Annotated in this window: 17 protein-coding genes and 3 tRNA genes; 10 read left to right on the top strand and 10 right to left on the bottom strand. The window is 66.1% G+C overall.

From position 1 onward, the window contains the following. Window positions 1-5: 5 nt before the first annotated feature. Both SJY41_RS01865 and SJY41_RS01860 read right to left on the bottom strand, forming a co-directional pair. Window positions 6-82: transfer RNA gene (locus SJY41_RS01865), tRNA-Arg, on the bottom strand. A 50-nt stretch (window positions 83-132) separates the two neighbouring features. Continuing rightward, window positions 133-209: transfer RNA gene (locus SJY41_RS01860), tRNA-Arg, on the bottom strand. A 94-nt stretch (window positions 210-303) separates the two neighbouring features. Here SJY41_RS01860 and SJY41_RS01855 point away from each other — a divergent pair. Continuing rightward, complete coding sequence (locus tag SJY41_RS01855) at window positions 304-825, top strand: hypothetical protein (RefSeq protein WP_380778568.1); 522 nt, start codon at window positions 304-306, stop codon at window positions 823-825. Between the two features lie 4 nt (window positions 826-829). Here SJY41_RS01855 and SJY41_RS01850 read toward each other — a convergent pair whose 3' ends face one another. Genes SJY41_RS01850 through hemB form a run of 3 tightly spaced genes read right to left on the bottom strand, consistent with a single transcriptional unit; the run spans window position 830 to window position 4,585 of the window. Next, the gene (locus SJY41_RS01850; RefSeq protein WP_380778566.1) at window positions 830-3,052 is read right to left on the bottom strand and encodes a spermidine synthase; all 2,223 of its coding nucleotides are present in this window, start codon (window positions 3,050-3,052) and stop codon (window positions 830-832) included. Next, entirely contained in the window at window positions 3,045-3,584 is a 540-nt protein-coding gene (locus SJY41_RS01845; RefSeq protein WP_380778564.1) for a GNAT family N-acetyltransferase, read from the bottom strand. The genes SJY41_RS01850 and SJY41_RS01845 overlap by 8 nt, the downstream gene beginning before the upstream one ends. Next, window positions 3,581-4,585, bottom strand: a complete 1,005-nt coding sequence (hemB, locus tag SJY41_RS01840; RefSeq protein WP_380778562.1) for a porphobilinogen synthase — start codon at window positions 4,583-4,585, stop codon at window positions 3,581-3,583. Before hemB ends, SJY41_RS01845 begins: the two co-directional genes overlap by 4 nt. Before the next feature lie 91 nt (window positions 4,586-4,676). Between hemB and SJY41_RS01835 the strand changes: the two genes are divergently transcribed. Beyond that, window positions 4,677-5,561 carry a diacylglycerol/lipid kinase family protein gene (locus SJY41_RS01835; RefSeq protein WP_380778561.1) on the top strand — a complete coding sequence of 295 codons (885 nt, stop codon included), beginning with the start codon at window positions 4,677-4,679 and terminating at the stop codon, window positions 5,559-5,561. Between the two features lie 255 nt (window positions 5,562-5,816). Here SJY41_RS01835 and SJY41_RS01830 read toward each other — a convergent pair whose 3' ends face one another. Continuing rightward, window positions 5,817-6,452, bottom strand: a complete 636-nt coding sequence (locus tag SJY41_RS01830) for a peptidylprolyl isomerase (protein ID WP_380778559.1) — start codon at window positions 6,450-6,452, stop codon at window positions 5,817-5,819. A gap of 108 nt (window positions 6,453-6,560) precedes the next feature. Between SJY41_RS01830 and SJY41_RS01825 the strand changes: the two genes are divergently transcribed. From SJY41_RS01825 to SJY41_RS01800, 6 genes are read left to right on the top strand one after another with little or no spacing between them, the layout of a single operon-like run. Next, window positions 6,561-7,484 carry a RimK family alpha-L-glutamate ligase gene (locus tag SJY41_RS01825; RefSeq protein ID WP_380778557.1) on the top strand — a complete coding sequence of 308 codons (924 nt, stop codon included), beginning with the start codon at window positions 6,561-6,563 and terminating at the stop codon, window positions 7,482-7,484. Next, on the top strand, window positions 7,484-8,500 hold the full coding sequence (locus SJY41_RS01820; protein ID WP_380778555.1) for an LLM class flavin-dependent oxidoreductase: 1,017 nt from the start codon (window positions 7,484-7,486) through the stop codon (window positions 8,498-8,500). Before SJY41_RS01825 ends, SJY41_RS01820 begins: the two co-directional genes overlap by 1 nt. Beyond that, the gene (locus tag SJY41_RS01815; protein ID WP_380778553.1) at window positions 8,497-9,231 is read left to right on the top strand and encodes a methionine ABC transporter ATP-binding protein; all 735 of its coding nucleotides are present in this window, start codon (window positions 8,497-8,499) and stop codon (window positions 9,229-9,231) included. The genes SJY41_RS01820 and SJY41_RS01815 overlap by 4 nt, the downstream gene beginning before the upstream one ends. After that, window positions 9,228-9,890, top strand: coding sequence for a methionine ABC transporter permease (locus SJY41_RS01810; RefSeq protein WP_380778551.1), 663 nt, complete (start codon window positions 9,228-9,230; stop codon window positions 9,888-9,890). Before SJY41_RS01815 ends, SJY41_RS01810 begins: the two co-directional genes overlap by 4 nt. 8 nt (window positions 9,891-9,898) lie before the next feature. After that, window positions 9,899-10,693, top strand: coding sequence for a MetQ/NlpA family ABC transporter substrate-binding protein (locus tag SJY41_RS01805; RefSeq protein WP_380778550.1), 795 nt, complete (start codon window positions 9,899-9,901; stop codon window positions 10,691-10,693). A gap of 39 nt (window positions 10,694-10,732) precedes the next feature. Beyond that, window positions 10,733-11,701: a magnesium and cobalt transport protein CorA gene (locus SJY41_RS01800; RefSeq protein WP_380778548.1), complete on the top strand. Its 969-nt coding sequence runs from the start codon at window positions 10,733-10,735 to the stop codon at window positions 11,699-11,701. Between the two features lie 181 nt (window positions 11,702-11,882). Here the strand turns inward: SJY41_RS01800 and SJY41_RS01795 are convergent, their stop codons facing one another. Together SJY41_RS01795 and SJY41_RS01790 are read right to left on the bottom strand one after the other, a co-directional pair. Next, a complete protein-coding gene (locus tag SJY41_RS01795; RefSeq protein ID WP_380778546.1) occupies window positions 11,883-12,872 on the bottom strand; it encodes an NADP-dependent oxidoreductase in 990 nt (329 codons plus the stop codon). 141 nt (window positions 12,873-13,013) lie between these two features. Continuing rightward, on the bottom strand, window positions 13,014-14,339 hold the full coding sequence (locus tag SJY41_RS01790; protein ID WP_380778545.1) for a DUF2171 domain-containing protein: 1,326 nt from the start codon (window positions 14,337-14,339) through the stop codon (window positions 13,014-13,016). 235 nt (window positions 14,340-14,574) lie between these two features. Between SJY41_RS01790 and SJY41_RS01785 the strand changes: the two genes are divergently transcribed. Continuing rightward, a tRNA-Ala gene (locus SJY41_RS01785) sits at window positions 14,575-14,650 on the top strand. A 190-nt stretch (window positions 14,651-14,840) separates the two neighbouring features. Here the strand turns inward: SJY41_RS01785 and SJY41_RS01780 are convergent. Beyond that, the gene (locus SJY41_RS01780) at window positions 14,841-16,886 is read right to left on the bottom strand and encodes a M13 family metallopeptidase (RefSeq protein ID WP_380778543.1); all 2,046 of its coding nucleotides are present in this window, start codon (window positions 16,884-16,886) and stop codon (window positions 14,841-14,843) included. Between the two features lie 246 nt (window positions 16,887-17,132). On the opposite strand from SJY41_RS01780, the gene SJY41_RS01775 reads away from it, so the two are divergent. Further along, entirely contained in the window at window positions 17,133-17,558 is a 426-nt protein-coding gene (locus SJY41_RS01775; protein ID WP_380778541.1) for an HIRAN domain-containing protein, read from the top strand. Between the two features lie 19 nt (window positions 17,559-17,577). On the opposite strand, the gene SJY41_RS01770 is transcribed toward SJY41_RS01775, so the two are convergent. After that, on the bottom strand, window positions 17,578-18,336 hold the full coding sequence (locus SJY41_RS01770) for a competence/damage-inducible protein A (RefSeq protein WP_380778540.1): 759 nt from the start codon (window positions 18,334-18,336) through the stop codon (window positions 17,578-17,580). Between the last annotated feature and the right edge of the window lie 17 nt (window positions 18,337-18,353).

The following is an 18,353-nucleotide window of genomic DNA, read 5'->3' as shown; positions in this document are numbered from 1 at the left end:
AAAAATGGTGCACCCAGAGCGATTCGAACGCCCGACCCTCAGATTCGTAGTCTGATGCTCTATCCAGCTGAGCTATGGGTGCATCGCCGTTCCGTGTCCGGTTCGACAAGCCCGCCGTGAAGCGGAAAATCCTGGTGCACCCAGAGCGATTCGAACGCCCGACCCTCAGATTCGTAGTCTGATGCTCTATCCAGCTGAGCTATGGGTGCACTGGAGGGGCGCTGATAGCAGGCATTTTCGGCCGCGCAAGGGCGTTGCGCGATAAAGTTGTGCGCGCGCCCTTCGCGGCATAGAGCGGCACGTATGAAACTCGCCTCCTCGCTCCGCTTCGCGTCGCTCGCGCCGGTCCTGGCCATCGTCCTCGCGACCGGCGCGTGTAGCCGGGATACGGTCGGCTATCCGTCGCTCGGCATACGCCCGGGCGAGAAGATCGGGTTTGCCGAGCCCGAGGTGAAGGCAGCGGTGGCAGCTCCCGATCCGGCGCTCGACGCGGATATCGCCACCCTGTCGGGCAAGCTCGCGGCGATCGTCAGCGGTTTCGACCGCGATGCGGCAAAGGCGAGGGCTTCGGCGAAGGCGGCGCGCGGCGCGGCGGTCGGCAGCGAAGCGTGGATCGCGGCCCAGACGGCGCTGGCGGGACTGGACGACTGGCGCGCGCAATCCTCCGCGCTGGTGACCGACATCGAGCAGCGCGCGACCGACCGCGCGGCCGGACTGCAGCCGGACTACCCGGCGCTCGCGGCGGCGCGCGACACGGCGCAGGCGGAAGCCGACCGCGAGAGCGCGGCGATCCAGCAGATCCAGGCGACCCTGCCCGCCGCCTGAGCCGCTAGAACCCCTTTAACAATGGCAGGATCGTCGAATAGTCGTCGGTCCAGCCGGTAAACCCCTTGCGCACCGTCAGCGGCGTCCAATCGAGATCGGTCGCACGCAAGGCCGCGATCGCGCGCGGATTGCGCGACAGCGCTACCCAGTCCGATGCCGAGGCGCGGTCGACGAGCAGGCTCGACGGCCGGTACTTCATCTCGACCGCGATCCAGCCGCCTTCGTGCGCCGCCGCCGCGATCACCGGTTCGAGGTCGATGAACCGGTTCGAGATATGCACCAGCAACAGACCGTCATGCGACAGCACCCGGCCATAGGTCGCGAACGCTTCGCGCGTCATCAGGTGCATCGGCACAGAATCCGATGAGAACGCATCGAGTGCGAGCAGGTCGAGGCTGTTCGACGCATCGTGCGCCAGCGCGATCCGTGCATCACCCATCCGGATCTCCGGGTTCGGCAGGCAGCGCGACAGATAGGTGAACTGGCCGGTGTCGCGCGCGATGCGGACGACCGCCGGGTCGATCTCGTAGAACCGCCAGCGCTGACCGGCCCTTGCGTAGCAGGACAGCGTCCCCGTCCCGAGCCCGACGACGCCGATCCGCGCGGCCGGGCCGTAAAGTTTCGGCGCAGCCAGCATTGCTTGACCGACCCCCGAGCCGGCCGCGTAATAAGTGGTCGGCGTCCGCTCGCGCTCGACCGAACCGCGAAGCTGGATACCGTGGACCGTGGTGCCATGATCGAGCTCACGCGTGCCGCCATAAGGTCCCGGCTGGTCACGCACGGTATAGACGCCGAAATAGCTGCGCACCCGGGCACCCGGATCGATCGAGAGTTCGAGCGACCGATACCCGCCGAACAGCACCAGCGCGCCCGCCAGCACGATCATGTACGGCAATCGCGCACCGATCGCAGCAAACCCCAGCGCCACGATGACGAGGAAGTCGAGGCCCTGCCGGCTCTCGCCGAACACGCCGGTCGGGTCGGTGATCCGCAATCCAGCGACGACCACGAGCGTCACTATGATCGCCGCGAGTGCGATCCACTTGGTGCGCCCCTTCGCCATCCAGATATTCCGGAACTGGCCGAACAGATAGATTTGCGGCACCAGCGCGCCCGCGGCGAGGATGAGCAGCGGATATTCATAGGTCCAGTCGAACACCACCGGCGCCACCAGCGCAGCGAACACGCCGCCGAGCGCGCCGCCGGCCGACATTGCAAGATAGAAGCCGGTCAGCCGGTCGGGCGCCGGTCGCTTTCGGTAGAGCGTGGTATGCAGCGCGACCGAGATCATGAACAGCAGCACCAGCGCGATGCCGGCGCTGAAGAACGGCCGCTCGTTGACGCCGCCCATGATGATCCCGCCGAACAGCAGGATCGTGATCGGCGCGATCCGCGTCAGCAGGTCGGCGAGCCAGCGATCGTTCGCGAACGCCACGCTGAAACTCAGCAGGTACAGCCCGAGCGGAAGCACCCACAGCAACGGCATCGCGACGATATCGGTCGTGATATAGGTGGAGGTCGCCAGCATCAGGCCGGACGGCACCAGCGCGAGCGCAATCCAGTGCGCGATCCGCCTGGCCCCCGGCGGTGCGCTGGTCGCCGCGACGTGATCGACCGCCGCCGTCCTCGGCAGGCGCGTCGCGCAGGCCAGCACCAGCAGCACGAGCAGTAGATAGCCGCCACTCCAGAGCCAGCTCTGGCCGTGTACCGCCATCAACGGCTCGACCAGCAACGGGTACGCGATCAGCCCCGCGAAACTGCCGAGATTGGACGCGGCGTACAGCGCATAGGGATCGCCGCCGCCGCTCGCCGCACTGAACCAGCGCTGGATCAGCGGTGCCTGCGCGGAGACGGCAAAGAACAACGGTCCGATCGACAACCCAAGCAGCCACGGCACCCACAAGGCCGGCAACGCATCGGCGGGCAGGTCCATCGCGATCAACCCGATCGGCAGCCAGAGCGCCGCAACGATCAGCACGCCGAGGTGGATCGCCGCCTGCGCGCGCGGCCGCACCCGCCCGAGCCAATGCGCATACGCATAGCCCGCGAGCAGCAACGCCTGGTACACCAGCATCGCCGAGTTCCACACCGCCGGCGCACCGCCAAGCCGCGGCAACGCCATCCGCGCCACCATCGGCTGAACGAGGAACAGCAGGAACGATCCGGTCAGGATCGTGGCGACGAACATCGTCCGGCACCAGCGCGCCATCAATCGGGTCTCAGACATGGGCGGGGCGGTCGATCCGGTAGAGGATGTGGCGACGGCGCGGGTCGTCGTCGGCGAACTTGGGATGATCGAAATCGCCGTCGATCACGCGGGTCATGCCGAGTCGGTCCATGAGCGCACGGCTGGCCGTGTTTGCGGGGACGGTGATCGCCCAAACCGTCGGCAGGTTCATCTCATGCCAACCCCAGGCCAGAGCCGCGTCGGCCGCTTCCCGCGCATATCCCTGCCCCCATTCGGTCCGGGCGAGACTCCAGCCGATCTCGGGCTCAGCATCGATCGGTGTACCGACCGGGCCGGGCTTGATCCCGCACCAGCCGATCAACGCGCCGGTATCGCGCCGTTCGAGCACCCAGAAACAGGAACGGTAATCGGCCAGGACCTTGCGTTGCCGGGCGACCGTCTCGCCGGACTCGGCCAGCGACGGCGCCGGCCCGAGATACGCCATCACCGCCGGATCGGCACACATCGCATGATGCGCGGCGACATCGTCCTCCCGCCAGCCACGCAAGATCAACCGCCCGGTCTCGATCATCCGCCGAGCAATTTGGCCGCATGCGCCGCGTGGTAGGTCAGCACCCCCGAGCAGCCTGCGCGCTTGAACGACATCAGCGTCTCCAGCACCATCGCGTCGCGCTCCGCCCCGCCAGCCGCGACGGCATGCTCGATCATCGCGTATTCGCCCGACACCTGGTACGCGAACACGGGGACTTCGAACGCCTGTCGCACGCGGACGATGATGTCGAGATACGGCAGGCCGGGCTTCACCATCACCGTGTCGGCGCCCTCCGCCAGATCCATCGCCACTTCGCGCAGCGCTTCCTCGGCGTTGGCGTTGTCCATCTGGTAGGTCTTCTTGTCGCCCTTGAGCAGACCGCGCGAGCCGACCGCATCGCGGAACGGGCCGTAGAATGCGCTGGCGTACTTGGCTGCGTAGGACATGATCTGGACGTTGTGGTGCGACTCCGCCTCGAGCGCGCTGCGGATCATGCCGATCCGGCCGTCCATCATGTCCGAGGGCGCGATGATGTCGGCACCCGCATTGGCTTGGTTCAGCGCCTGCGCGACCAGCATCTCGGCGGTCGTGTCGTTGACGACATAACCGGCCGCGTCGACCAGACCGTCATGGCCATGGCTCGTGTAAGGATCGAGCGCGACGTCGGTCAGCACGCCGATTTCGGGCACTGCGTCCTTCAGCGCGCGGATCGCCTGGCACATCAGGTTGTCGGGGTTGAGCGCCTCGCGCCCGTCGTCCGTACGGCGTTCCGGTTGCGTGTACGGGAACAGCGCGATGCACGGAATGCCGAGGTCGCGCGCTTCGCGGCCGCGCGCGACGATGCCGTCGACCGACCAGCGCGACACACCCGGCAAGCTGGCGATCGGTTGCTCGACGATGCCGCCAGAACTGGGCCCCTCTGTGACGAACAACGGCCAGATCAGGTCCGCGGGGGTCAGCACGGTTTCCGCATGGAGCCGGCGGCTCCAGGCGGAGGCACGAGTGCGACGAAGGCGAAGCGCGGGATAGCTTGCGGTCATGCGCGCGGCTTTGCGGGATGGACGCCACCGGATCAAGCTTTACGCAAGAGCGTTACGGATGCGAAACCGCATCCCGTGCGTTGGAGACTCCATGCCGAACGATACGATCACGTCCGCCGCGCTCGTCGTCAATGCCAAGTCGCGCAAGGGCCAGAAGATGTTCAAGCGTGCCTGCGCCGCGATGTCGGGGCTGCCCTATGAGGTCGACGCGCATGCGGTCGAGGATCCGAAGGACCTGGAGACGACGGTGCTGCGGGCGCTCGCAAAGAAGCCGGACCTGCTGATCCTCGGCGGCGGCGACGGTACGGTCAGCGGTTTGGTCGACCTGATGGTCGGCCACGACGTCATCCTCGGCGTGCTCCCGCTCGGCACCGCCAACAGTTTCGCGCGCACGCTCGGCATTCCGTTGACCGTCGAGGGCGCGGTCGAGGTGATCCGTACCGGCAAGCCCCGTCGGATCGATCTCGGCATGATCGACGGCGATTATTTCGCCAACTGCGCGGCGATGGGCATCAGCCCGAAGATTGCCGAGACTGTGCCGCACGGGTTGAAGAAGGTCTTCGGCAAGGTCGGCTATCTGGCATGGGCGACGTATCAATACATGCGCTTCCGCCCGTTCACGCTGATCGTCGGCGAGGGCCCGACCGCGGTGAAGATCCGCGTCGTCGAGGTGCGGATCTCGAACGGACCCTATCATGGCGGCACCGAACTGGTCGACGCCGCGGCAGTCGATTCGGGCGAGATCGTCGTGCAGGCGGTGATGGGGCATGTGAAGCGGCGGCTGGTGCAGAACTGGGCCTCCAGCGTGTTCCGGCTCGAGTCGCGACACGAGAAGGTGCGCGATTTTCGAGGCAAGAGCCTGAAGATCAACACGATCCCGCCGCTGCCGATCTCGATCGATGGGGAAGTTCTAGCGAAGACCCCGGTGACGGCGAAGGTTGCGGCGGGGATCATTCGGGTCATGGCGCCGGCCTGAAGCGCGCTCGACTAGCGGCACCACCCCTTGTTCTCCCGCGAAGGCGGGAGCCCAGTCTGGGTCCCCGCCTTCGCGGAAACAGCTTTGGGCGACGATAGCCCGCCTCAGTAGCCGCCACCCCGGCGAAGGCCGGGGCCCAGTTGGAAAGGTTGCAGTAACGACGCGCATCGCTCAGTTGGCGACCTCCCCCAACTGGGCCCCGGCCTTCGCCGGGGTGACAGCTTTGAGTCGTAATCGCGCTCGAACCAACTCCCTTTACTTCACCCGCCGCACCGTCAAAATCCTAACCGGCGCGGCGATCATCTGTCCCTTCATCACCCCCACCCCGGCCGTCGGCGACGTCGGCGCGGCGAGGATGCGCTTCACCACGTCCATCCCCTCCACAACATGCCCGAACGCCGCGAACCCGGCCTTGTCCCCGGTCCCCGCGGGGTTCGCATCGAGCGACAACACCGGCCCGACCGTAATGAAGAAATCGGCCGTCGCGGTCCCCGGCGCGAACCGCGCGAGCGAGATCGTGCCGTCGACGTGCGACAGACCGGTGGTCGTGGTCGGCTCATGCGGCACCGGTTTCAGGAGACGCTTCGGATCTCCCTGCGGCCCACCCTGGATCAGCCCCGCCTCCGCGCCGAGCTTCATCGCCCGGTAGAAGGTCACCCCGTCGAGCCGCTTCTGGTCGACATAGCGCAGGAAGTTCGCCGTCGTCAGCGGCGCGCGATCCTTCTCCAGCGCAAAGGTGATCGGCCCCTCGCTCGTCGTCATCACGATCGAGACGGTCGCGGCGGCGGCCGCCGGCGCGGCCGGTACGGGCGGCACGGAGGGCGCGTCCTGGGCAGAAGCGGACAGGGCGCCAAGGGTGGCGAACGCGAGCAGCATGGTGCGAAAGATCATGCCTCCGGACTACCGCGCTCTCCGCCAACTGTCAGCCGCCCTTGGACAGATCGCGCGACGGAAATTGCCCGCGCCAAACTTTTGCTAGGGTTTGCACGCCCGCGCGCAATGCGTATCCGTCAGGCGATGACCGATCTCGCCATTCTCTACGAGCACCCGCTCTGGTTCGAACCGCTGTTCGCCGCGCTCGACCGCCGCGGCGTCGCGTTCACCCGCGCGACGCCCGACGGCTTCTGGAACCCCGCCGATCAGAGCGCCCCCGCCCCCGTCGTCTTCAACCGCATCGCGATGTCGAGCTTCCTGCGAAGCGGCGAGCATCCGATCTTCGACACGATGGCGATGCTCGATCACTGGCGCCGGACCGGTGCGCGCGTGATCAACGGCACCGACGTGCTCGCGGTCGACGCGTCCAAGGCCCGCCAACTGTCGCTGATCGCCTCGCTTGGCTTGGCGATCCCCGAGACACGCGTGGTCCACCGCGCCGCCGACGTCGTCCCCGCCGCGCAGACGCTCCGCTTCCCGCTGGTCGTGAAGGCGAACATCGGTGGGTCAGGCGCGGGCATCATCCGCTTCGACAGCCTCGAAGAGCTTCGCACCGCCGTCGCCGATAGCGGCCTGCCGAGCAGCGTCGACGGTGTCTTGCTGGTGCAGGAATACGTCCCGGTCCGCGACGGCGCGATTACCCGGATCGAGACGCTCGACCGCAAGTTCCTCTACGCGATCGACGTCGCGGGCGGCGGCGCGTTCGATCTCTGCCCGGCAGACGCCTGCGTCGTTCCCGGCTCGGGCATCAAGATGGCCGCGGTCGAGCCTTCGCAGACCTTGAAGGATGCCGCCGAAGCGATCGCCCGTGCGGTCGATCTCGATGTCGGCGGAGTCGAGGTGATGATCGACGACCGCGACGGCGTCGCGCGGTTCTACGACATCAACGCGCTGTCGAACTTCGTCGCCAAGCCGTTGGATGTGCTCGGCTGGGATCCGCACGACCGCCTCGTCGATTACCTGATCGAACAGATTGGGAAGGCCTTCTGATGCGCTATGGTTACTGGACTCCCGTCTTCGGCGGCTGGCTTCGCAACGTCCCCGACGAGGGGATGGAGGCGAGCTGGGCGTACACCAAGGCGCTGACGCAGAATGCCGAGCGCTGGGGCTATGACCTGACGCTGATCGCCGAGCTGAACCTCAACGATATCAAGGGCATCGAACAGCCCGCGCTCGATGCGTGGTCGACCGCGGCGGCGCTCGCGGCGGTGACCGACAGCATCGAGCTGATGGTCGCGGTCCGCCCCAACTTCCACCACCCCGCGCTGTTCGCCAAGGCCGCGGCGAACATAGACCGGATCTCGGGCGGACGCCTCGCGCTGAACGTCGTGTCGTCCTGGTGGGCGGACGAGGCCAAGCAATACGGCCTCCAGTTCGACCAACATGACGATCGCTACGCCCGGACGGCGGAGTGGCTGACCGTCGTCGACGGGCTATGGACGCAGGAGCGGTTCGACTTCGCGGGCCAGTTCTACACCACCGAACAGGCGATCTGCTCGCCAAAACCCGCCAAGCGCCCGACCGTCTACGCCGGCGGGGAGAGCGAAAAGGCCAAGGCGATGATTGCCGCGCAGTGCGACGCGTACGTCATGCACGGCGACCCCGCCGACGCGATCGCGCCGAAGATCGCCGACATGGCGGCGCGACGCGAGGCAGCTGGCGGCGCGCCGATGCAGTACGGCATGGCCGCCTATGCGATCGTCCGCGACAGCGAGGCGGAGGCCAAGCGCGAGCTCGACCGCATCACCAGCGTCACCGAACTCCCCGCAGGATACGCCAATTTCGACCAGTGGCTGTCGGGTACGCAGCTCGAACGCGAACTGAAAATCCAGGAATATTCGGTTTCCAACCGTGGCCTGCGCCCCAATCTGGTCGGCACGCCCGAACAGTTGAAGGAGCGTGTCGCCGAGTACGAGGCGGCCGGTCTCGACCTGCTGCTGCTCCAGATGAGCCCGCAGGCTGAAGAGATGGAGCGGTTCGCCGCGCAGGTCATGGGCACCGCATGATCCGTCTTACCGACGTCATCAAAACCTACCCGGCAAGCGAGGCGGCGGCGCTGGACGGGGTGTCGCTGGAGATACCGGCCCGCGGCGTGTTCGGCGTCATCGGCCAGTCCGGCGCGGGCAAGTCGACGCTGATCCGCCTGATCAACGCGCTCGAACGCCCGAGTTCGGGCCGGGTCGAGGTCGATGGCGTCGACGTCGCGGCCCTGTCCGCGGCGGACCTGCGCGCGCTACGCCGGCGGATCGGCATGATCTTCCAGAACTTCGGGCTGCTCTCGTCACGTACGGTCGCGGCAAACGTCGCGTTCCCGCTGGTGCTTGCCGGCGTATCCAAGGCCGAGCGCGAGACTAAGGTCGCGGCGCTGCTCGACCGCGTAGGCCTCGCCGACCACGCCACCAAATACCCGGCCCAACTCTCCGGCGGGCAGAAGCAGCGCGTCGGCATCGCCCGCGCGCTCGCCACCGACCCCGACATCCTCCTCTGCGACGAAGCGACCAGCGCGCTCGATCCCGAAACCACCCGCTCGGTCCTCACCCTCCTCCGCGAGCTCAACCGAGACCTCGGCCTGACGATCGTCCTGATCACGCACGAAATGGACGTCGTCCGCTACGTCTGCGACCGCGTCGCCGTGCTCGAACGCGGCCGCATCGTCGAGACCGGCGACGTTGCCGACATCTTCGCCAACGCCGCCCACCCGGCGACGCAGCGCATGCTGGCGGCGCTGGCGGCATGAGGTTCTTCGCCAACGTCGACTGGTCGGACATTGGCCAGGCGTGCCTCGACACGCTGATCATGCTCGGTGGGTCGCTGATCCTCACAATCGCGTTCGGCCTCCCGCTCGGCGTGCTGCTCTACCTCACCGACCGGGGCCGCCTGTCGCAGAACCGCGTCGCCAACGCCGTGCTCGGCATCATCGTCAACATTCTCCGCTCGGTCCCGTTCATCATCCTGCTGATCGTGATGATCCCGCTGACCGTCATGCTCGTCGGCACCTCGCTCGGCGTCGCCGGCGCGATCCCGCCGCTCGTCGTCGGCGCCGCGCCGTTCTACGCGCGGCTCGTCGAGGGATCGCTCAAGGAAGTCGACCGCACCACGATCGAGGCGGTCCAGGCGATGGGCGCCACCACCCGCCAGATCGTCAGCGGCGCGCTGATCCCCGAGGCGCTCCCCGGACTGATCGCCGGCGCCACCGTCACCGCGGTCGCGCTCGTCTCGTTCACCGCGATGGCGGGCGTGGTTGGCGCAGGGGGTCTCGGCGACCTCGCGATCCGGTTCGGCTATCAGCGTTTCCAGACAGACGTGATGGTCGTCACCGTCGTGCTGCTGGTCGTGCTCGTCCAGATCATCCAATATGCCGGCGACGCGCTCGCCCGCCACTTCACCCGCCGCTAGGAATGCCCATGAACCGCCGCATTTTGCTCGCCTCGTTCTCGCTGCTCGCGCTCGCCGCCTGCGGTGGTGCAAAGACCAACGACGGCAAGACGCTGACGATCGCCGCGACCGCAGTGCCGCACGCCGAGATTCTGGAATCGATCAAGCCTCGCCTCGCTAAGGAAGGCGTCGACCTCCAGATCCGCGTCTTCAACGACTATGTCCAGCCCAACCTCCAGGTCGAGCAGAAGCAGATCGACGTCAGCTATTTCGAGACCAAGCCATATCTCGACCAGTTCAACGCCTCGCGTGGCACCCATCTGGTGACCTATGCCGGCGTCCATGTCGAACCGCTCGGCGCCTATTCGAAAAAGTGGAGATCGATCGCGCAGGTACCCAACGGCGCGACGGTCGCGATCCCGAACGAGCCGAGCAACGGCGGCCGCGCGCTGCTGCTGCTCCAGAAGGCCGGGCTGATCACGCTCAGGAACCCGACCAATCCGCTGTCGAGCCTCAACGACATCGCCACCAACCCGCGCAACCTGAACTTCAAGGAACTGGAAGGCGCAACCCTCCCCCGCACGCTCGGCGAGGTCGATCTCGCGCTGATCAACACCAACTACGCGCTCGACGCGAAGCTCAACCCGGTCCGCGACGCGCTTACGATCGAGGACAAGAACAGCCCCTACGTCAATTTCGTTGTCGGCCTGCCTGGCGGCGAGAAGGACCCGCGCGTCGTGAAACTGATCGCCGCGTTGCGCAGCCCGGCCACCAAGACCTTCATCGAGCAGCATTATCGAGGTGCGGTGCTCCCGGCCTTCTGATACCGGCGCGAGCCTTGTTCGCGTAACCCTCGAGGCTCCATGACGGTCGTCGCCGCGTATCTCTATCGCCATGGCAAACGCGTCCGCGCGGTCTCGATCGACGAGAAGGTCGACTGCCCCGCGGATCGCTCGGAGTTCGTCTGGATCGGCATCTGCGACCCGACCGACGCCGAGATGCGGACGCTCAAGGACCAGTATAAGCTCCACCCGCTAGCGGTGGAGGACGCGATCAAGGCGGACCAGCTCCCCAAGATCGACGTCTATGGCGACCAGTTGTTCGTGGTCGCGCGCACCGCGCAACTCGAAGGCGACAAGATCGCGTACGGCGAAACCGCGATCTTCGTCGGCCACAGCCACATCATCAGCGTCCGCCACGGCTCGGCGCGCTCGCACAAGGCGCTGCGCGAACAACTCGAAGCCGCGCCGACGCTGTTGATCAACGGCGTCGATTACGTCCTCCACGCGATCCTCGATTACGTGGTCGATGGCTATCTGCCGATCGTCGAGAGCATCGAGGACGAGGTGCTGGCGATGGAGCAACGCACGATCGACGCATTCCTGGGCCGCGACGAGATCGTCCGGATTTTCGGACTGCGCCGCGAACTGATCCGCTTCCAGCGCATTCTCGGGCCGATGGGCGAGGTCGCGGGCAAGATCGTCCGCCTCGACCTCCCCTGCATCGACCCCGAGGCGAAACCGTATTTCAGCGACGTGCTCGACCATGTCCGCCGGGTGCAGACGATGGTCGAGGGGCTGCGCGAAGTGCTGACCTCGGTGTTCGAATTCAGCAATTTGCTCGAACAGCAACGCACCGGCGCGATCACCCGCCAGCTAGCCGCCTGGGCCGCGATCCTGGCCGTGCCGACCGCGATTGCGGGCATCTACGGCATGAACTTCGAGAACATGCCGGAGCTGAAGACGCAATACGGGTACTTCGTCGTGCTGGCGGTGATCGGTGTCGTCTGCGCCGCGCTGTACGTGAAGTTCAAACAGGCGAAGTGGCTGTAGGCACGCGGATCGACCTGATCGTCATTTCAGCGAGGCGGTCAGACCTTGCCCCCACCCCGGCGAAGGCCAGGGCCCAATTGGGGGGCGCCAATGACGGGCGTTACGCTCCGTTACTGCGACCTTTCCAATTGGACCCCGGCCTCCGCCGGGGGGGTAAGTACTGGAATGGAAGAAATTTAGCTCAAACCTTCACGAGCATCTTCCCCGTATTCCCACCCGAGAACAGCCCGAGAAACGCATCCGGCATCGTCTCGAGTCCCTCGTGCACGGTCTCCTGCCGCTTCAGCGTCCCCGCCGCCAGCATCCCGCCCATGTCCTTGTAGAACTCCTCGGCGCGATTCATGTAGTCGCTGACGATGAACCCGCGAATCTGCACGCGATTGCCGATCAGCCGCGCGAGGTACTTCAACTGCGTCGCCGCGCCGCTGTTGTACACATCGATCATCCCGCACACCGCGAACCGCGCGTGCATCCGCGCATGCGCCAGCGCAGCATCGAGATGCTCGCCGCCGACATTGTCGAAATACACGTCGATGCCCTTAGGAGCAGCCTCGCCGAGCGCCTTCACCACCGGCACGTCGCTCTTGTAGTCGATCACCGCATCCGCGCCGAGCGACTTCACCCACGCGCACTTCTCCGCGCCGCCGGCCGAGCCGATCACCGTCATGCCCTTGGCCTTGGCGACCTGCACCACGGTTGATCCGACCGCACCCGCCGCCGCCGACACGAACACCGTGTCGCCCGCCTTCGCCTCGGCAACCTGAAGCAAGCCGAAATACCCCGTCATCCCCGGCATGCCGAGTTGACCCAGAAACGCCTGCGCCGGCACGTCAAGCGCGGGGAGCTTCTGCACCTGTGCCGCCGGCACCACCGCCTCGTCGCGCCAGCCCGCCATGTGCAGCACCATGTCGCCGACCTTGATGCCGTCGTCGTTGCTCTCGACCACTTCGCCGACCGCGCCGCCCTGCATCGCCTCGCCCAGCGCGAACGGCGGGACATAGCTCTTCACGTCGTTCATCCGCCCGCGCATGTACGGGTCGACCGACAGCCAGCGATTGGCGATCCGCACCTCGCCGGCGCCGAGAGTCGATGGGTCGAGATCGATCATGGCGAAGTCGGTATGCTTCGGCATGCCTTGCGGACGTGCCTTCAGGCTCCATGCACGGGCCATAAACTTGCTCCTGTCTTGATTATTCGTGTTGCGGGTATGGCGAAACGCACACCCAACGCAACCTGCAAAAAGGCCCGGACGTTTCCGCCCGGGCCCCTGTTCGGCTGACATCATGCGACGCCAGCCAACGCTTTCAACCAGTTAGTACGTGGTCGAACCCGACTTGCCGAGCGTGTCCGACGTTGTCCCAGTGGTGGTGCCGCCGGTCGTCGTGCTGCCGGTGGTCGTGCCGGTGCCCGATGCCGTGCTGCCCGTCTGCGAGCTCGAAGCATAACCACTGGTGCCGGCATCCTTCTTGTCGCCGCCCGTGCGATCGCCGTACTCGAACATCGCCGAGTTGCGCTCTTCTTCCTTCCACGCCGCCTTGGCTTCGTCGGCCGACTTCGACAGCGTGACCTTGCCGTCGACGGTCTTGATCCAGCGCGACGGGATCGAGTGGTGCACGCCGCCCGCATCGCGGTCGTTCTTAGTCAGCAGGATCCGGTCGCCCTTCACCTTGTCGACCGTGCCGACATGGCTGCCGTCAGACCCGACGACTTCCATGTGCTCGGTAACCTGCGACAGCGAGCTGCGCTGGCCCTGGCGCTCATTGCGCCACGACGAGAACTCGGTCTCGAACTTCGAGCGGTTCTCGTTCCGATACTCGTCATAGTCACGATCGAGCGCCGCGATCTGCGAGCTCCGCCAGCCATGATAATGGTCGTCATGCGTGTTCGACGAGCGATTGCCGAACGCACGATTGTCCGAGTTGCCATAGGACCGCTCGTCATAGCGTGCATCGGCTTCGCGGCGACGCTCGGCCTCGTCGTCACCGAACCAGGAGCGAACTTCGTCGCCAGCGCGCGCGATGAACCCGCGATCGTCATAGTCATAGCCCTGTGGCTGGCGGCCATAGTCACGCCCCTCGTTACGGCTGCCGCCGCGCGAAGAGTTGCGGTTGTCGTCATCGGCATCGCGGTTGCGACCTACGTCCTCGAAGCGGCGACCGTCCGATGCATAGCTGCCGTGATATTCGGTATCGCCCGAACCCTGGCTGCGCTGGCCGTAGGACTGCTGGCCATAGCCCTGGCCGGAGCGCTGCTGGCCATAGCCCTGCTGCCCGTAACCCTGCTGGCCGTAACCTTGGCCTGATCCCTGGCCGTAGCGCGACTGGCCATAGCGATCGCCGGCCGATGGCTGCGAGCGGTCATTGTGGCCGCCATAATAGTCACGACCGCCCTGCTCGCGACCATATTGATCGCCGCGTCCCTGGTCGTCACGCCCCTGATATCCCTGGCCCTGATACCCTTGCCCCCGACCGCTGCGGTTATCGTCGCGGTCATATTCGCCAGCGGCTTCATATTCACGCGCGCTGGAACGGCCATAGCCGCCACCGTCTGCGCGGAAATCGCGACCATAATCCTGCGAGTTCGGCCGACCGTAATAGTCGCCCGACTGGCGATCTCGGGTGTTGCGTTCGTAGACCATAGGAACCTCCTAATTGCTGTCCTGCGGTTGCCGGCATCGTCGATGCGACGCCGTACATTCCGAGGTCTACAAACGCCAAAAGCACGGAATGTTCCTAGGATGGCGGTCCCCCGACGGCGACCCGCCCCTGTCTTGCGACGACATGCCGGAAGCCGACCGAGCCCGCTTCAGCAACCGGTTGCAACACCCAAATCGTGCCGCTAAACCGTCGATCATGGCCTGTGGCCAACCGCACGGGGCCGTAGCTCAGATGGGAGAGCGCTGCAATCGCACTGCAGAGGTCAAGGGTTCGATTCCCTTCGGCTCCACCAGCGCGGGACCGCGTTATGCGCGCGGATGGACTGGCAGCTTCACCGCGAGCTTACTGCATTCTACCCGCGCGCTCGCGATCCTGCGTCGCCGCTGTATTCGCGGGTTTTGATCGTCGAACTGTTCGCCTCGCACTGCATCTCGCGGAGCCGCCGCGGCCTTCGTGTCGGCTTTCGCCGACACGGCGCCGGATCACCAGATATGCACGCGCTGGGCTGGTGGCAGATACAGCGCATTGCCGGGCTTGACGTCGAACGCGGTGTACCAGGCGTCGACGTTACGGACGATGCCGTTGACGCGGTAGAACGGTGGCGAGTGGGGGTCGGTCAGCAACCGCGCGCGCGCCGCACCTTCGCGCAACTTGGCCTGCCACGCCTGCGCGTAGGACAGGAAGAAGCGCTGATCGCCGGTCAGCCCGTCGATCACCGGCGCCTTGCCATGCACCGCCTGGTATTTCTGGTACGCCGCATACGCCGTCTCGATGCCGCCGAGGTCGCCGATATTTTCGCCGAGCGTGAGCGCGCCCTTCACGTGCACGCCGGGGATCGGCTCGTACGCATCATATTGCTTCGACAACGCGGCGGTGCGCTGCGTGAAGGCGGTGCGGGCTTCCGGCGTCCACCAGTTCTCGAACTTGCCGGATGCGCTGAACTGGCTGCCCTGGTCGTCGAACCCGTGACCCATCTCGTGACCGATGATCGCGCCGATCGCCCCGTAATTGACCGCGGCATCCGCCTTCGGGTCGAAATACGGCGGCTGCAGGATCGCCGCCGGGAACGTGATCTGGTTGTTGAGCGGGTCATAATAGGCGTTCACCGTCTGCGGCGTCATGCCCCAGAGCGTGCGATCGACCGGCTTGCCGAGCCGCGACAGCTCGAGCCGATGCTCGAACTCGCCCGAACGGATCGCGTTGCCGAGCGGATCGCCGCGCACGACCTTCAGCGAGGCATAGTCGATATACTTCACCGGATGACCGATCCGCGGATCGAACGCGGCGAGCTTGGCCAGCGCCTGCGTCTTGGTCGCGGGATCCATCCAGCCGTTCGCGCCGATTCGCTCCTTGTACGCGGCGCGCAGATTGGCGATCAGCTCACCCATCTTCGCTTCGCTCTCGGGCGGATAATGGCGCTTCACATAGACCTCGCCGACCGCCTCGCCCATCGTGCCATTGACCACCGCGATGGCGCGCTTCCATCGCGCGCGCTGCTGCGGCTGATCGGCGAGCGTCTTGCCGAAGAAGTCGAAGCTGGCCTGGTCGAACGCCTTGGGCAGCACGTTCGCGCTCGACGAGGCGAGGCGGAACTTCATCCAGTCCTGCCACGTCGAGACGGGCGTGGCTGCGTACAGCTTGCCGAGCTCGGTCAGCGCAGTCGAATTGGTCATGTAGACGATCGGGAACTGGCCGTAGCCAGCGGTCGACATCAGCAGGCCCCAGTCGAACTCCGGCGCGAGCGCCTTGCGACCGGCCGCATCCATCGGCTTGAGCATCGCCTTCAGGTCGCGCGACTGGACCGGCGACCATTGGACCTTCGCCATCGCGGTTTCGAGCGCGACGATCCGGTCCGCCTTCGCCGACGCATCCGGGACGCCCGACAGCGTCAGGATCTTCTCGACATACGCGCGGTAGGCGGTCCGGAAGGTGTCGTACTTCGGCCCCTGCTCGAGATAATAGTCGCGGCCGCCCATGCCGAGCGAACCCTGCCCCGCAGCCACCGCATACCGAGTCGGATCGGCGGGATCCGGCAGCTGGCCGACCTCGACCGGAGCGGCGTAGCCGACCGTCGAGAACAGCACCTGCAGCTTCTGCTTGTCGGTCGCCGCGTCAATCTTTGCGAAATACGGTTTCAGCGGTGCGGCACCGGCGCGCTCGATCGCCGCCTCGTCCATGAAGCTGGCATAAAGATCGCCGAACTGCCGCGCGCCGGGGCCGACCGCGGCGGGATCGCGTGCCGCATCGTCGAGGATCGTGCGGACCTGCTGCTCGGCCTGATCGGCCAGGATGACGCTACCGCCGGCCGACGTACGATCCGCGGCGATTTCGGTTCGCTTGTTCCAGCTGCCGTTCGCATAGGTCCAGAAATCGTCGCCCGGCTTCACCGACTTGTCGGCAGCGGCGAGATCGATCCCGAAACTGCCATAGCGCGTGCCGGTCGGTGCGGCGGCCTGTGCGAAGGCCGACGTGGACAGCGTCAGCGTCGCCGCGCCCAGCAACAACCGCGAGATTAGATTTAACGGCATCGGAACTCCATGATCGAAAGGTGATGTACTCAAGGGCTGTTCGGCGTCGAAACGTTCTGCACACGTCGTCGGACGACGCGGTGCGGACCGGGATTGGAACAGGTCGGATCCGGAAAATCCAGATCGATCTTACGGTTCGCGCGTGAATGCCGAACATTATGCGTTCGTTTCCGACGCATCGGATACGACATACCCAGTGCGACAGCCGTGGCTTTCGATCGGCGCGATCGAGGCCTAGTATGCGGCATGGACGAATTGACGCTCAGCGTGGTCGGCATCGACTTTCCCAATGCGGACAAGAGCAAGAGCAACCGGCGCATGGAACTGCTGCTGTGCGTACCTGGCGAACCGGTCGAACTGCGGCGCGAACCGAAGAACCCGCACGACGCGAATGCTGTCGCTGTGTTCAGCCTGCGCGGCGTGCAGATGGGCTATCTGTCGGCGGAACGCGCGCCGTTCATCGGCCGGCGCATGCAGCAGGAGGAGCATGCGGTCGTCTTCCAGGCGCTCGCCGGGAGCATGGGGTATGTCCGCATGCGTTTCGGCGGGGGGGCGCCGACTTTGCCCGACGCCATCGAATCGGAGCCGTCCGCTGCCTCGCGCGCCCGCACTCCGACGTTCGATCCGAACGCGTTCTATCCCGATCCCGAGGGTCCCGAATGGGGGGCGTGAGCCTCCCCTCGGCGGCGACCTATATACCCTGCGCGGTAACGATCCGGCCGGTCGCTTCGAGATCGCGCGTCAGGTCCGCGAGGCAGCGATCGACCAGCGCCTCGTCCGAGCTTCGTACGACGAAGTTCGCGCCGGTCTTGCCGTCGCGGAAGAACGGGTAGCTGCCGATCGCGACACCTTCGTGTGTCTTCTCCGCATCGCGCAACAGGTCGGCGACCTCGCTCTCCGCGACCCAGCAGCCGATCGTCTTCGACACCACCGGGCGACCGCCCTCCAGAGTCCCCGTCAGCGCGTCGAGCATGCCCGCCGTAATGTGCGGCACGCCCGCCATGATGAAGATGTTGCCGATCCGGATCCCCGGTGCGCCCGACACCTTGTTGTCGATAAGGTCCGCCCCGACCGGCACCCGCGCCATCCTTGCCCGTGCCTCGGTGAGCCCGCCGCGCGTCGCGTAATACGCCTCGAGTACCGCCATCGCCCGCGGATGATGCTCGACCGCGACGCCTAGCGCCTCGGCGATCGCATCGACCGTGATGTCGTCGTGAGTCGGCCCGATCCCGCCGGTCGTGAACAAATAATCGTTGCGCGTCCGCAAGATGTTGACCGCCTCGACGATCGCCTCGGTCTTGTCGGCGACCACGCGCACTTCGGCGAGGCGGATGCCCTGCACGTTGAGCCAGGCAGCGATCTGCGCGACGTTCTTGTCCTGCGTGCGGCCCGACAGGATCTCGTCGCCGATGATCGTCAGCGCGGCCGTCCAGATGCGTTCCTCTACCATGCCCCTCGCATAGCCTC

Source organism: Sphingomonas sp. R86520, from assembly GCF_042466285.1.
Taxonomy (GTDB): Bacteria; Pseudomonadota; Alphaproteobacteria; order Sphingomonadales; family Sphingomonadaceae; genus Sphingomonas.
Note: the sequence above shows the minus strand (reverse complement) of the source record. Positions and strands in the feature narration are given on the sequence as shown.

Bases quoted from the DNA above. Each gene is read 5' to 3' on its own strand.
- SJY41_RS01810 (WP_380778551.1), top strand. From the start codon at position 9,228: ATGAGGTTCTTCGCCAACGTCGACTGGTCGGACATTGGCCAGGCGTGC.
- SJY41_RS01780 (WP_380778543.1), bottom strand. From the start codon at position 16,886: ATGCCGTTAAATCTAATCTCGCGGTTGTTGCTGGGCGCGGCGACGCTG.
- SJY41_RS01795 (WP_380778546.1), bottom strand. From the start codon at position 12,872: ATGGCCCGTGCATGGAGCCTGAAGGCACGTCCGCAAGGCATGCCGAAG.
- SJY41_RS01845 (WP_380778564.1), bottom strand. From the start codon at position 3,584: ATGATCGAGACCGGGCGGTTGATCTTGCGTGGCTGGCGGGAGGACGAT.
- SJY41_RS01825 (WP_380778557.1), top strand. From the start codon at position 6,561: ATGCGTATCCGTCAGGCGATGACCGATCTCGCCATTCTCTACGAGCAC.
- SJY41_RS01790 (WP_380778545.1), bottom strand. From the start codon at position 14,339: ATGGTCTACGAACGCAACACCCGAGATCGCCAGTCGGGCGACTATTAC.
- SJY41_RS01805 (WP_380778550.1), top strand. From the start codon at position 9,899: ATGAACCGCCGCATTTTGCTCGCCTCGTTCTCGCTGCTCGCGCTCGCC.
- SJY41_RS01820 (WP_380778555.1), top strand. From the start codon at position 7,484: ATGCGCTATGGTTACTGGACTCCCGTCTTCGGCGGCTGGCTTCGCAAC.
- SJY41_RS01800 (WP_380778548.1), top strand. From the start codon at position 10,733: ATGACGGTCGTCGCCGCGTATCTCTATCGCCATGGCAAACGCGTCCGC.
- SJY41_RS01850 (WP_380778566.1), bottom strand. From the start codon at position 3,052: ATGTCTGAGACCCGATTGATGGCGCGCTGGTGCCGGACGATGTTCGTC.
- hemB (WP_380778562.1), bottom strand. From the start codon at position 4,585: ATGACCGCAAGCTATCCCGCGCTTCGCCTTCGTCGCACTCGTGCCTCC.
- SJY41_RS01830 (WP_380778559.1), bottom strand. From the start codon at position 6,452: ATGATCTTTCGCACCATGCTGCTCGCGTTCGCCACCCTTGGCGCCCTG.
- SJY41_RS01815 (WP_380778553.1), top strand. From the start codon at position 8,497: ATGATCCGTCTTACCGACGTCATCAAAACCTACCCGGCAAGCGAGGCG.
- SJY41_RS01775 (WP_380778541.1), top strand. From the start codon at position 17,133: ATGGACGAATTGACGCTCAGCGTGGTCGGCATCGACTTTCCCAATGCG.
- SJY41_RS01855 (WP_380778568.1), top strand. From the start codon at position 304: ATGAAACTCGCCTCCTCGCTCCGCTTCGCGTCGCTCGCGCCGGTCCTG.
- SJY41_RS01770 (WP_380778540.1), bottom strand. From the start codon at position 18,336: ATGGTAGAGGAACGCATCTGGACGGCCGCGCTGACGATCATCGGCGAC.
- SJY41_RS01835 (WP_380778561.1), top strand. From the start codon at position 4,677: ATGCCGAACGATACGATCACGTCCGCCGCGCTCGTCGTCAATGCCAAG.